At 36.6% G+C, this 14,370-nt stretch carries 10 protein-coding genes; 5 read left to right on the top strand and 5 right to left on the bottom strand.

The annotated features are described in order from the left end of the window. Positions 1-14: 14 nt before the first annotated feature. The gene (locus tag BN1354_RS00870; protein ID WP_053825958.1) at positions 15-1,433 is read right to left on the bottom strand and encodes a DUF4832 domain-containing protein; all 1,419 of its coding nucleotides are present in this window, start codon (positions 1,431-1,433) and stop codon (positions 15-17) included. A gap of 244 nt (positions 1,434-1,677) precedes the next feature. Here BN1354_RS00870 and BN1354_RS00865 point away from each other — a divergent pair, with 244 nt between their 5' ends. After that, on the top strand, positions 1,678-3,021 hold the full coding sequence (locus BN1354_RS00865; protein ID WP_045090160.1) for a Gfo/Idh/MocA family oxidoreductase: 1,344 nt from the start codon (positions 1,678-1,680) through the stop codon (positions 3,019-3,021). On the opposite strand, the gene BN1354_RS00860 is transcribed toward BN1354_RS00865, so the two are convergent. Together BN1354_RS00860 and BN1354_RS00855 are read right to left on the bottom strand one after the other, a co-directional pair. Next, positions 3,014-3,874: a DUF4886 domain-containing protein gene (locus BN1354_RS00860; protein WP_045090161.1), complete on the bottom strand. Its 861-nt coding sequence runs from the start codon at positions 3,872-3,874 to the stop codon at positions 3,014-3,016. The genes BN1354_RS00865 and BN1354_RS00860 overlap by 8 nt on opposite strands. A 113-nt stretch (positions 3,875-3,987) precedes the next feature. Then, the gene (locus tag BN1354_RS00855) at positions 3,988-4,986 is read right to left on the bottom strand and encodes a Gfo/Idh/MocA family protein (RefSeq protein WP_053826379.1); all 999 of its coding nucleotides are present in this window, start codon (positions 4,984-4,986) and stop codon (positions 3,988-3,990) included. A 320-nt stretch (positions 4,987-5,306) separates the two neighbouring features. Between BN1354_RS00855 and BN1354_RS00850 the strand changes: the two genes are divergently transcribed. The 3 genes from BN1354_RS00850 (at position 5,307) to aspS (ending at position 10,368) form a co-directional block, all read left to right on the top strand. Then, positions 5,307-6,953 carry an ATP-binding cassette domain-containing protein gene (locus BN1354_RS00850; protein ID WP_053825957.1) on the top strand — a complete coding sequence of 549 codons (1,647 nt, stop codon included), beginning with the start codon at positions 5,307-5,309 and terminating at the stop codon, positions 6,951-6,953. Then, complete coding sequence (locus tag BN1354_RS00845) at positions 6,946-8,544, top strand: ATP-binding cassette domain-containing protein (protein ID WP_053825956.1); 1,599 nt, start codon at positions 6,946-6,948, stop codon at positions 8,542-8,544. The genes BN1354_RS00850 and BN1354_RS00845 overlap by 8 nt, the downstream gene beginning before the upstream one ends. A gap of 66 nt (positions 8,545-8,610) precedes the next feature. Further along, the gene (gene aspS / locus BN1354_RS00840) at positions 8,611-10,368 is read left to right on the top strand and encodes an aspartate--tRNA ligase (protein ID WP_053825955.1); all 1,758 of its coding nucleotides are present in this window, start codon (positions 8,611-8,613) and stop codon (positions 10,366-10,368) included. 82 nt (positions 10,369-10,450) lie between these two features. Here the strand turns inward: aspS and BN1354_RS00835 are convergent, their stop codons facing one another. Next, on the bottom strand, positions 10,451-11,773 hold the full coding sequence (locus BN1354_RS00835; protein WP_053825954.1) for a Gfo/Idh/MocA family protein: 1,323 nt from the start codon (positions 11,771-11,773) through the stop codon (positions 10,451-10,453). Positions 11,774-11,885: 112 nt separating this feature from the next. After that, positions 11,886-12,542 (bottom strand): Crp/Fnr family transcriptional regulator, encoded by a 657-nt coding sequence (locus BN1354_RS00830; RefSeq protein ID WP_074010712.1) that lies wholly within the window; start codon positions 12,540-12,542, stop codon positions 11,886-11,888. Between the two features lie 161 nt (positions 12,543-12,703). On the opposite strand from BN1354_RS00830, the gene hcp reads away from it, so the two are divergent. Beyond that, positions 12,704-14,347, top strand: a complete 1,644-nt coding sequence (hcp, locus tag BN1354_RS00825; RefSeq protein WP_053826378.1) for a hydroxylamine reductase — start codon at positions 12,704-12,706, stop codon at positions 14,345-14,347. Positions 14,348-14,370: the final 23 nt, after the last annotated feature.

Below are 14,370 nucleotides of genomic sequence, written 5' to 3'. Positions count from 1 at the left end.
TAAAAGTATGATTATTATATTTTTTCAAAAATCTTTTCTCCGGAATAATTCTCGCTCATATTTTCTGATGAAACATTGATTGTAATATTCAGATTGTTGTAACCGGTGGAAGCTTCCCAAACGTTATCATTGGCCAATCGTATGGAATAGGCAGGTTTTCCATAAAGCGCAGGTTCAGGGTCCGGCAGATGAAGGTATAGTTTATAATCTCCCTGGGGAATATTAATAGGCAAACCTACCTCTTCTTCAATTATTACATTCTCCAGCGGATGCCAGAAACGAGGTTCAACATCAAGCTGAATCTTATACTTCTCACCCGATTCAACGTTCTGAAGAATAAGTTCTACTAAACGTGGATTATATAGTGGAGCATAACCCAGGTTTTTAATCGATATACGAGATTTGAAAAGCCCACCCGGCTTAACATTATTGGTATATTCTCCCGATGAAAGTTGAAAACGATATCCCAACTCTCTTTTTATATTATCCATTCCTCCATCTGTAATCCAGGTATTATTCACACCTTTGTAATAATCTTCATTAAGGTATGTCCATCTTAGATAACGCATATCATTTTGAGCCTTTGTGGAAGTAGCAGGGTCAACACCATCAGGTGGGCATGTTTCTCCACCTATAGGTACATAAAGACACTCATTGTTAAGAAAAGCTTTATCCACTACAGGATTCTCATATGTTCCATAATCGGTTGAACTAGCCAGAAAGCAATCGTTATGATGTCCAACCCTTGAGATATCTGATCCTGTGAATGCCTCTTCCAGAGTCAGAGCAGATTTTCGATTAAAGTACTCCTGTTTGTATGCAGGGGTGCGTACCTGAATGGTTCTGTTTTTTGGTACTACCTGAAGCAGCTTTTTTATTACTTCTCGTCTGGAATTTGCATTATAAAGATCATTCGTTGAATAGTACCATTCGCCCCAGGACCCAATAAAGCCTGCCTGAACAGTGGCAATTACATCACTATTTTTTTCAAATATCGGTTTCAGTTGATCGAGGTGCTGTATAATTATTTCGAGCGACGCATCTGGTTCATCCTGTGCCTGAGAATAAGCAAAACGAGGAATTATTTTGATCCCTGCTCTTCTTGTAGTCTCAAAGTCATTATCTATTTCTTTCAGCGCATCGGATGAGAGAGGCTTGTCTTTGAAATTCTTCAGATAGAAATAGCGCATTACGAGAGATATGCCGCTGTTTCTGTAATTTGACACCTGTGTAAAGGATAATGCTCCTGACCCACTACCCGGCTCTATCAGCGAATACTTGTAAAAACCTCTCTCAGGATTTGGGAATATCTCTTCTGTAGGTTGATAGGTAACGCTTTTCAGCTCCCTAACAACTATTTTTTTATCATCTTCTTTACATGAAGTGACTGCCAACAGACAAGACAGTGTAATCAACAAAACATTCATTGTCATTTTCTCAAAGTATTTAAGTTATGGAGTAATGTGGTTTATTATACAAATTAAGCAAATATTATTGAGTTAACTATAATACTATGCTATCCATTGATATTATTAGTTACATAAAATTTCATTGCACAATTTTCCTCTGTAAAAATTATAGTATCTATTTACGATACTATTTTGTTAAAAGCATAAATAAGAATATATTGTTTGTTTATATTTGCATTTAGTTGATTTACTTAACCCTGAAAACATAATGACTACCAGAAGAAATTTCATAAAAAAAGCTGCAATTGGAACTGCTGCTGCATCTGTTGGAGGTGTTTTACCCGGCTTTAGTGCAAAAAGTTATAATAGTATTATTGGTGCCAATGATAAAATCAGAATGGCCGCAATTGGTGTCAATTCACGTGGCAATGCATTGGCAGAAGGTTTTGCCAATGAAAAGAATTGTGAAGTAACCTATGTTTGCGATGTTGATAATCGTGCAATGGATAAATGCTCGTTAACTGTTCTCAAAAATGGAGGTAACACTCCAAAGCAGGAAAAGGATATTCGTAAGCTACTTGAATATAAAGACATTGATGCTGTTTTTATTGCAACTCCTGAACATTGGCATGCTCCGGCTGCATTAATGGCTATGAAAGCAGGAAAACATGTTTACCTTGAGAAGCCTACCGGTCATAACCCCGCAGAGAATGAAATTCTAATGGAAGCTGTAAAAAAATACAAAGTTGTTGCTGCAACGGGTATGCAACGCAGGTCGTGGCCAAACGTTATTAACGCTGTTCAAGAGGTTAGAAGCGGTGCAATAGGTGATGTCTTCTTCAGTAAATGCTGGTATTCCAATAATCGACCCTCAATTGGTGTTGGAAAAGCAACCGAGGTGCCTGAGTGGCTTGACTGGGAGTTGTGGCAGGGGCCTGCACCAAGAGTCTCAAACTATAAGGACAACTATCTTCACTATAACTGGCACTGGTTTTATAACTGGGGAACAGGAGAGGCAGGCAACAACGGTGTTCACTTTATTGATGTTGTACGCTGGGCAATGGGATTAACCTTTCCAACAGCTGTAAATTCGTCTGGTGGCAGATACTATTATAATGACGATTGGGAGTTTCCCGATTCTCAGGTTATTAATTTTGAATTCGGTAATGAAAAATTGATAACGTGGGAGGGCAAGAGTGCTCATGGCAGAGGGATAGAAAACTCTTCTGTTGGTGCAATTTTCTATGGAAGTGAGGGATCTCTGGTTTTAGGTGGTGGAAATGCATATAAAATATATGACAAAAATGATAAAGAGATAAAAAACGTTACAAGTGATATGGGATTCACTGCAGGTGACACAATCAATCCTACACAACTACTTGACCACTATCATTTTTTGAATTTTCTTGATGGAATTCGTAAGGGAACAGCTTTGAATGCCGATATAAATGTTGGTTGTATAAGCTCAACTTTAGCTTTACTAGGAAATATTGCACAAAGAACTAAAAGCTCATTTATGACCAATCCTGTGAATGGCAGGATACTTGATAATAAAGAGGCTCAAAGCATGTGGGGCCGTGAATATCAGAAAGGTTGGGAAATGACTATTTAGTAATATATTGTGTGATTTCATAAACCCAGATTGGAGTTACTGAAGTTGGCTTAGCTACTGCAGCATGTGCGGCAAGCTGAGCAATCCATGCTTGGTATGGTGTGATTTTATCTGGCACATAACTATTTCCGAGAACTGATTTCCCAAACAACTTCTCATACCAGGTACAGGATGCTGTATATCTTCCATATGTTAATTCTAAATGATACCCATCTCTGCAAAATGTATCTCCCAGACTACTTGACCTGCCATTCTGGATAGCTGTTCCCACAGGTATTACAATATCTATTCCGGCTTTCTCTGCAGCTCTGAAAGAGGCGTCAATTATTGCATTGTGCATCTGGGATTGATAATTATTGTAATTTGCAAAACCTGAATGTGTAGATGACTGTTCATAAGCCCATGTCAGGTGCAATACAAACTGAACATTACTGTTTGTTGCGTTTTTTTTCACATACTCTTTTAGTTCATCGAGATAAGGAAAATATGATTCATAAATTCCAGCTTCTGAACTTACCTGCTGAAATGATATGTAATCCCAATCCTCATCTGTTATTGCATCAATCAGTCTGTAGTCGGGAGTTTCAGTTTTTACTCCATTGACAATCTTTCTATATGAATAGTTACTTGAATTATCCTTTGAATTATTATAATGTGTTTCTAATGAGCAACCTCCAATATACATATTACCAATTACTATGGTATCTCCATTAGCTTCCGCCAGTCCATAAAGGTAGTGCTCTATTGCATCATCTGAAAAACTATTGCCTATGGCCAGAAGCTTAATCTGTTTGCCATATATCGATGTTACTGATATTAGTATAGAAAGTATAAGTATAACAGATTTTCTCATAATCTTATTTTTATCAACTTTGGGTTAAGATCAATTTATTTATTGATGGAAAATAATAGTACTATTTTGTATTAATTGCTAAATTAGAGCTATACTTTTAAAAAACCAATTTTTTATTTAAGACATTTAATTAACCTATGTGCCTCTTCAGCACCTTTTTTATAGGTTTCCTCCATTAAAATAATCTTTCCTTCTTTTCTTTTACTTTCATCAGCTGCTTCAATATATGTGAAGATCTCCAGAGTTTCTTTTTCAGAAACGGGTGATACTCCAGACTTGAAAAACTCCAAAATATTTATTAGTAAAGGCTCATAACCAATATAAGGACCAACATTTAAAACACCCTCGGCAGTAAATGCTTGTCCCCCATATTCAGGTTTTCCTGTACGCATACCTCTAACTGTCCCTATTCTGCCATCCTCCCATAATCCAACTGATATATCTGTTCCCTCTGACGACATCCTATTGACAGCTTTACAACCTTCTCCCATAATAGTAAATAGTGTTTCGACGCCATGTATGCCATACCATGCCAGATCTGCATGAGAAGGCTCATAAGTGGCAGGTGAATAACAGTCAGCACCGATTACTTCACCATAGTCTCCTTTTCTTAGCTTTTGTGCTGCCTCAATATATCTTAATGAAGAGGAAGTAAAGAGTGGTACATTATACTGTTTTGCCAGTTCAAATATAGCTATTGCCTGAGCTAAATTGGCTCCTACAGGTTTATCTATGAATACTGTTTTCCCAGCTTTGAACACTTCATAAGCCTGCTCCAGATGCAAGTTACCATCATTCGTTTCCAGCATAACGAAGTCAACTTTGTTTAATAGATCAGCAATAGAAGGTACTATTTCTACCTCTAATGCCTTTACCTGTTCAATATATTCCGGGATACGTTTGTAACTGGACTCTATAGTTTTTGAACCATAGGGGTAAGCTGCTACAATTCTAAAATCTTTAAATTCCTCCTTTTTATCATCTCCATTTAAAAATCTTGTAAATGCAACTGAATGAGAGGTATCCAGACCAATTATTCCGATTCTATTCTGTGCTTGAGAAACAGTAATAATACCGAATAAAATTGCTATAAACAATGCTTTTGTTTTCATATATTTATCTTTAATACTAATATATGTAGTCTTTTTTCTAATTACTATCAAAATCCAATAGCGATGCACCATTAAGTATTGGAACTCTTATTATCAATTCAAAGGATCTCACAATATGATTAATAACTATTTAATGTAAAAATACAATTTTAACCCATATAAGATTCTTTTCACACTAACATTTTTAAAATTGGTAATTGCAGCGTTAGTATTCTGTTTCTTTCTTTTAAAAACCTCAAATTTAATTATCTTTGCTTTAATAAGTATTTAAACATTTTCTTATCACTTATACCCGATAAGTTAAAAATTACAGTCCGACAATGAGTATTAAACAAGAGAGTGCCTCCGGTTGGCTCAGTAAGAGAATGGCAGGTGCTCGTGGCTATTATATATCTGCCTCTTTTTTCACACTGTTAAGTGCTGGCTGTTTCATAGTCTTCAGCTGGTACTTGTCTGTATTTGCCGCTAACTGGCTCGACAATGGAATTATAGTTCCTGATACATTATTAATTGCATCTGCTTTTCTTGCAGGAAGATATCTGTTTGCTAATATAGAGTCGAGGTTGAATTATAATGCCGGTAATGCTATTGTTGCCAATATTAAAAAGGAGCTTTTCCCGGTTCTTTTACATGACAATAAATTAAGCTCTACCGATAGTGCACTATATGTAACTAAAGTAAGCGATGATTTAAAACCATATTTTTCATTTTTTGTCCCATACTCAGTTGCTACAGTTCTGGTTAGCATATTATTACTGGTGATCTGTTTCTTAACAGAAAAATGGGTTGCAATGATACTCATGATCTCTTTATTCGTAATCCCAATACAGATGGCTGTAATAGGAATAGGTGCTGAATCAATTCACAAAAAACACACAGATCTTTTTCTGAAATACTCTGCTGTTTTTTATAACAGGATAAAAACTATTGCTGAAACAGTTAACCTGGATAATTTTATACCTCAGTACAAATTCCTGTCACGTAAAAGTGAAGAACTTAATAAAGCTACAACAGATGTAATGAGGGTAGCTATACTGTCATCAGCTATTCTGGAATTATTTGTAACAATTGCTATTGCGGCAATTGCAATTTATCTCGGCATGAGCTTGATGGGGATAATGAATGGTCCGAATTATGGAATGGGTTATAACTTCGGAACTGCCCTGTTTTTATTGACTATTACACCATACTTCTTCTTCTATATTAGAAAGTTTGTGAGTGCGTATCACGACCGCAATAAGGCTCTGGCAGCAGCAGATTTACTTATGCCTATGCTTAAAAATAAAAATGTTTATATTAAAGATAGCATGGATGAACCCTGTAGTAGTCTTATAATTGAAGATCTTAATTTCTCATATCCCGACTCACCAGTTAAAGTTTTACATAATATCAACCATAAATTTCCGGAAAGAGGACTTGTACTGGTGAAAGGTATCTCCGGTTCGGGAAAATCTACTTTGCTGAAGATCTGTACGGGAAGTCTTCAAGTGAGTGAAGGGATCATTGAAGTGAATGGGAAGGATAATTCCTGGTCACAACAATGGTTGAAAGAAAACAGTTCATATATGAATCAGTTCCCTTTTATTTTTGATGGATCTTTGAGATATAACGTATTTCTGAAAAAAGAGATAGAAAAGGGGATTAATTACCCAGAATTTATGAACAATATTTTAATAAAAAAAGAGAATGGATGGGATACCGAACTCACTAATAATGGGGTACAGTTATCGGGTGGTGAGCGGCAACTTGTCACTCTCGCCAGAATGATGCTCCATCCAAAACCGGTGGCCATTTTGGATGAACCAACATCTAATCTTGACTCTTTAACAACTGAATTGATCATATCTGAGATTGTGAAAATGGCTGAGGAGCGACTAGTGATTGTAGCCTCTCACGAACAGCGTTTTGAATTGTTTGCCGATAATGTTATTAACTTAAATTGGGGAGAGCAGATGAATTATGCGTGATTTTGTTTTTACACATATTATAAAGCCTTTCAAGGACAAATGGTTGAAAGGATTCACTTTACTGACATTATGGACTATCGCTTTTGTTGCTCTTCCTTCAATCTCAGGATGGTTCCTGGCAATATGCAGTGTAGTATTTGTAACTGCTAACACAGCTTTTGCTTATCTTATTCCGTCTGCAATAATACGCCTATTATCTCTATTTCGTACAGCTACTCGATATTTCGAACGTTTAGAGAATCATAAAACTACCTTAAGTGTTCAGCAGAGTCTTCAGCTGAACATATTCAAATCTATTGCACGACTGCCATTTATAAAAAAACAGGTTAATAACAACTCTTCATTGCTCGAAAACAGCACTCATGGAGTTGATCAGTTGTTAAATCATATACTTCTGTGGATATTACCCTTTACAGCTCTATTATTAACTATAGCTGTTTATTTTATATTTCTTCTGTTCTTTTCAAGAGTGATTGCAATAGAATTTATTATCTCTTCAGCAATTTTACTGTTTCTGATTCCTCAAATCATTTTTAGGAGAAACAGGATTTTAAGTGGAAAATTGAAGTCACTCCGTGTAGTTAATCATCAGAATCTTATTCAAAGTTTCAGAGGTAGGATAGAAATATCTAAGTATAAACTTGAAGATAAAGCTATTGATTCACATGAAAAGAATAGACTTAAAATTGAGGGGCTAGAAAAAAAGCTGCAGTTTAACTCATTTAATCTACAGCTTATTGTAGGCCTGGGCTTTAGTTATATAGCCGCTTTTCTGCTTTGGCATTCAAGTAAGCAACCATTGGATGCACCTATTGCAATTGGAATATTTTTCGGTATTATGGCACAGGCTGAACTTTCTGAAATATTATTTGCCGGTAAATCAGAGAGAAGTTCGGTAGAGCAAGAGGCGAAAGATATGGAAGCTTTATTTGAAGAGGGTTCTATACCTGTTAAAGTTATACAGGTGAAATCACAACTTAAATTATTAAGTTTAAAAGATATAGAGGCTGTTATTCCGGATACAACGGTACATATTGGTCCAATTTCATTCGATATCAGAAATAGTGAATGGGTTGCTGTATATGGTAAAACAGGCAGGGGTAAGAGCACTCTTTTAAATAGTCTATTCTATCCCGAATACAGAGAAAATGGGTTAATAACCTGGAATGATGAAGATGAACTTATAAATCTTCCTGTTCCTACTGTAATATATGTGACGCAGAAAGCTTATTTGCTAACCGGTACTCTACGTGAGAATTTCGAAGGTTATCCTGATGAAGAAATTGCAAAGGTTTTGGATATGGTGGATCTTACTTCATGGTGGATTGCTCTGCCTGATGGATTGGATACATGGATTGGAGAAAATGGTGAAACACTAAGTGGTGGTCAGAGGAAAAAACTGCTGCTTGCACAGGCTCTGCTTAAAAGACCTCAACTCCTTGTTGTGGATGAACCAACTGCCGGTATTAGTACTGAAAATGCTATTGAGATATTTAAAAATATCAGGTCTGATTACCCAGATATTTCTATCCTTATGGCTACTCATATGAAAGAGTTTGAGTCTGTTGTTGATAAGGTTATAAGGATTTAATGTCATTTTTGATTTTATTATGTACATTTGCAGTTAAATTTTAATGTAAATCAACGGAAATCATTTATGTACAGAAGTAAGACATGTGGCGAGTTACGACTGACCGATGTAAACAGTGAAGTAACATTAGCAGGATGGGTATCTAAGATTCGTAAGATGGGTGGTATGACTTTTATTGATCTTAGGGATCGATATGGCATAACACAGCTTTCATTCAATCAGGAGGTGAATAATAACCTATGTGAACAGGCTAATAAGCTTGGGCGCGAGTGGGTTATTCAGGTTAATGGTATAGTTAAAGAGCGTAGCAGCAAAAACAGCAATATTCCTACGGGAGACATTGAGATTATTGCTACGGAACTTACTGTATTGAATGCTTCCAAAACTCCTCCGTTTACTATTGAAACCGAGACTGATGGTGGTGATGAACTTCGTATGAAGTATCGTTATCTGGACCTGCGTCGAAGTGTGGTTCGTCAAAATCTGGAGCTTCGTCATAAAATGACTTTTGAAACTCGTCGCTATCTCGATGAAAGGAACTTCCTTGAGGTTGAAACTCCTGTACTTATTGGTTCTACACCTGAAGGTGCACGTGACTTTATTGTTCCTTCAAGAATGAATCAGGGTGAGTTTTATGCACTTCCACAATCACCTCAACTATTCAAACAGTTGTTGATGGTTTCAGGATTTGATCGCTATTTCCAGATTGTTAAATGTTTTCGAGATGAAGATTTAAGAGCTGACAGGCAGCCGGAGTTTACTCAAATCGACTGTGAGATGTCGTTCGTTAATCAGGAGGATGTTCTCAACATGTTCGAGGGCCTTACAAAGCATCTTTTCAAGAATATTAAAAATATTGAACTTCCGGATTTTCCCCGTATAAGCTATGCTGATGCAATGAAATTGTATGGTTCAGATAAACCTGATATTCGATTTGGTATGACTTTCACCGAAATCAAGGATTTAACAACTGGACAAGGTTTTGGGGTGTTTGATGATGCAGAATATGTTGCTGCAATTTGTGCAGAAGGGTGTGCTTCTTATACCCGCAAACAGGTTGATGAGCTGACTGATTTCGTGAAAAGACCTCAGGTTGGTGCTAAAGGTCTGATCTACGTCAGATATAATGAAGATGGTACAGTTAAATCTTCAGTAGATAAGTTTTATAGTGAGGAGATTCTTAAAACATGGATCGAAAGATGTGATGCAAAACCAGGTGACTTACTGCTTGTACTTGCAGGTGAAACTGAAAAAACGCAGAAACAGTTGAATGAACTTAGACTAGAAATGGGTAATCGTCTTGGTTTGAGAGATAAGAACGATTACAAATGCTTGTGGGTTGTTGACTTCCCTCTTCTTGAGAAAGATGAAGAGCTAGGTCGTTTCTTTGCCAAACATCATCCATTTACATCTCCTAAACCTGAGGATATTCCACTTCTGGACAGTGATCCAGGTGCTGTACGCGCAAATGCATATGATATGGTAATTAACGGAGTTGAAATTGGTGGAGGTTCTATTCGTATTCACGATAGCCAATTGCAGCAAAAGATGTTTTCTGTCCTTGGCTTTTCTGAAGAGCAGGCAGAATCACAATTTGGCTTCCTTATGAATGCTTTTAAATATGGTGCTCCCCCTCATGGAGGTATAGCATTTGGGTTGGATAGATTTGTATCGATATTCGCAGGACTTGACAGTATTCGTGATACTATTGCATTCCCGAAAAATACAGCTGGCCGTGATGTTATGATAGACGCACCTTCAAAAGTAGCACTGGAGCAGCTTGACGAACTAGGAATTATGCTTAAGCCTATTGAATCAAAATAAAACTCTCTGACAATAATGAAATAAAAAATAAAAGCTGCTAATAAGCAGCTTTTATTGTAATAAAATCCTGTTTAATTAATAGTTACAAAACGTATCCTTCTGTATATGTTTTATTGAACAGACGATTTGCATCTGCTTCAGGGTCATCTACAAACTTTTCTGCTGCAGGATCCCATTTAATTGGTCTGCCAAGATCATAAGCGATATTACCTAGTGTACAAACTACACATGAACTGTGGCCTACTTCTACTGGTACTGCGGGTTCTGTTCTGTTTTTAACTGACTGAATGAAATTAGTTAGGTGAGGTATTTGGGTTTCGTAAGCTCCAGTAGTTTCTTCAACCTTAACTGGTAATAAGCTATCATCAGATGCTAAGAAATGCTCTCTTGAAACTTCAATCCAACCTTTATCTCCCCAGAATTTAACACCTTTAGTCATCTGATCGTTAAATGGCTCTTCTGTCATTACAACACCATTTGCATATTTGTATGTAAGGAATTTGGTATCCTGATAACCTGCTGGAATAATTTCAACCGGTCCGTTACCATCCATTTCCAAACCCCATTGAGCAATATCAAACATATGAGCACCCCAGTCGGTAGTAAATCCTCCACCTAACTCTTTATACCAGCGCCATGCTCCCCAAATTTGCTCATTCTGCTCAGGTTCAATTGTGATTACAGGATTGAGTTGTGAATTGTAGTGTACATATTCAGATGGTCCTAACCATAGTGGCCAGTTTAAATCAGCAGGTATAGGTTCTTCCGGCAGATCGTAAGGTGTTGGTGGTGCTCCAACATAAGCATTAATTCTTTCAATTTTTCCAAGTTTGCCTTCCTGTACCATTCTAACAGCATGCTGGAAATTAGCATCGGAACGTTGCTGGCTGCCTACTGCTAAAATAACGCCATTAGACCTTACAGCCTTAATCAGTTCTTGACCCTCTTTTATTGTGAATGTCAATGGTTTTTCAAGGTATACATCTTTCTTCGCCTTACATGCCTGAATAGCAATGAATGCATGCCAATGATCAGGCGTTGCTATCACAATAGCATCTATATCATCACGCGCAATTAAATCTGTGTAATTTTCATAGACATCTACCACTACTTCATTTTCACTGCTTGAGTAGTATTCGCTAACTCTCTTTTTAAAACGCTCTCTTTTAACACCATATACATCACAGCCAGCTACTACTTTTACATCGGGCATACCTATGTATCCATTCAACAGGTACATTGCCTGCTGTCCCAGCCCTATAAAACCCAAACGAACTAATCCTTCGGCTGAGGTTGATTCTTTACTTTGTTTGCATGATGAAAGGAATTGTGGAAAGGCAGCAACTCCAACTACTCCAACGGCAGCCGTTTTGATAAAATTTCTTCTTGTTAATTGATTACTCATGACTTTAGATTATTATTGTTTAAACTACTTTTCAGATATTTTAATTGCAAATATATAATTTTTTATTATCTATTTGCATTTTTAACATGGAAATGTATTATTTACTAAAAGATTAAATCATGCTCTCCAGTTTCCCTCTGTCCAAAACTTTGACTTCTCTTTTATAAATAGATATCAACTCTTCTCTGATCATATCTCCCAAAGTGCGTGCAAGTGAAGGACGCTGCACTCCAAAATATTCGGCCAACTGACTTTGAGTCCTTCTTAATATGAAAGTGTTACTTTGTGGTGTTGTGTTTTCAAGTATATATAGCGATAATTTACCTTTTAATGATTTGATAGACATCATCTGAACCTTCTTGGAAAGAAAAACAGTCATATTTGAATTTAATTCCATGAAATTGGTAAGAAGTTGCTCGTTATTCATCATCTCCTTTAACCATAGCGTTTTAGGAATTATGTAAAACTCACTTTTCTGCATAGATATAACATCAACAGGATATCTGTTTTCGGTTGCTACAAGAAATGCAGGAGCTAAGGGTCGTACTGGTTCGATAAATTCTATTTCAACAACATTACCATCCTTGGTCACCATCTCCGTTCTGACCAACCCCTCAACAAGTATGTAAAGTGAATGAATTATATCACCCTGACGGACTACATGCTGACCTTTCTCAAATGTTACAACTTCATTTACTGAACGCGATAGGATCTCATCAATTTCACTCTTTGTTAAGTCGTAAAATAGGGGACAAGCAAATAATTCCATTTTCATTGATTGTTAGAAAACAAAGATACATAAAAAACTGCCCCTTCTATTTAATAAAATAGGTTAAAATGATCAGTTGTAACATTGGTTACACAATTGAAGAATTGAAGAAGGTAATTTTGGGGCAGAATATTTAAAATATATAACTGAAAATGGAGAAAATGTTTTGTTATCAATGTCAGGAAACCAGTAAGAATGAAGGTTGTACTATAATTGGAGTTTGTGGTAAGACAGCTGATGTGGCCAATTTACAAGATCTGCTAATGTTTCTGTGTAAAGGTATTTCTCATTATACTATGAGACTTAGAAAACTTGGCATCGAGATATGTGAGATTGACAGGTTTATAGTGGACAGTTTATTTATGACCATTACCAATGCAAATTTTGATAAAAGTAGATTTATTACCCGGATATTGATGGCCTATGAGATGAGAAACGCTGCCAGAGAACGCCTGATTTCAGCTGGAGGCAAAATAGATGACATCAAATTTGATGGTGCTCACTGGATTGGTGAAACTGAGGAAGAGATGGCAGAAAAAGCATTGAAAGTGGGTATATTAACAAGTGAAAATATTGATATCAGATCACTTCGTGAATTAACAACATATGGCTTGAAAGGAATGGCTGCGTACGCTGAACATGCTTATAATCTAGGTTACACTGATAGTAAGATATACAGTTTTATACAAAAAACTTTAGTGGATTTAACTGATGACACTCTCTCCATTAATGATCTGACAACTCTTGTTCTAGAGACCGGCAAGTATGGTGTACAGGTAATGGCATTACTTGACAGGGCAAATAAATCCAATTATGGAAACCCGGAGATTACCAAAGTAAACCTTGGTGTTAGAAATAATCCAGGTATTCTTATTAGTGGACACGACTTGAAGGATATGGAGGAGCTTCTCAAGCAGACTGAAGGTACAGGTGTTGATGTTTATACTCATAGTGAAATGCTTCCTGCACATTATTATCCGGCGTTTAAAAAATATAGTCATTTTGTGGGTAATTATGGTGGTGCTTGGTGGAATCAGATCAATGACTTTGAGACATTTAATGGAGTTTTCCTATTTACAACCAACTGTATTGTTCCTCCAAGAAAAAATTCTACTTATGGAGATCGAGTATATACAACAGGTGCATCAGGGTTCGGGGGATTTAAACATATTGAGGATCGCAATGATGGTCACCCTAAGGATTTTTCTGAACTTATTGAACATGCTAAAAGATGTAGTGCACCCACAGAGATTGAAAATGGAGAAATAGTGGGAGGTTTTGCTCATAACCAGGTAATTGCTTTATCAGATAAAATTGTGGAAGCTGTTAAAAATGGTGCTATTCGTAAATTCTTCGTTATGGGTGGATGTGATGGACGAGTAAGAGGTAGAAATTATTATACTGAGTTTGCTGAAAAGTTGCCTAATGACACTGTAATTCTGACTGCTGGTTGTGCAAAGTATCGCTATAATAAACTGCCGTTAGGAGATATAAATGGTATTCCACGTGTGCTAGATGCTGGACAATGTAACGATAGTTATTCGTTAGTTAAAATTGCACTTGCCTTGAAAGACGCTTTCGGACTAGATGATCTAAATGACCTTCCTATTGTATATAATATTGCATGGTATGAACAGAAAGCTGTTATTGTTTTACTTGCGCTACTTTCTTTGGGCGTCAAGAATATTCATCTGGGCCCCACTCTACCTGCTTTCCTTTCACCTAATGTAGCAAATGTGCTGATTAATATGTTTGGAATCTCAGGGATAACAACTGTGGATGAAGATTTAAAGGTTTTAATGTAAAATTGATCACTACTAAATTAAAA

Origin of the sequence: Lascolabacillus massiliensis (assembly GCF_001282625.1) — a bacterium.
Taxonomy (GTDB): domain Bacteria; phylum Bacteroidota; class Bacteroidia; order Bacteroidales; family Dysgonomonadaceae; genus Proteiniphilum; species Proteiniphilum massiliensis.
The sequence above is the reverse complement of the archived record's forward strand: the minus strand, read 5'-3'. Positions and strand labels throughout refer to the sequence as shown.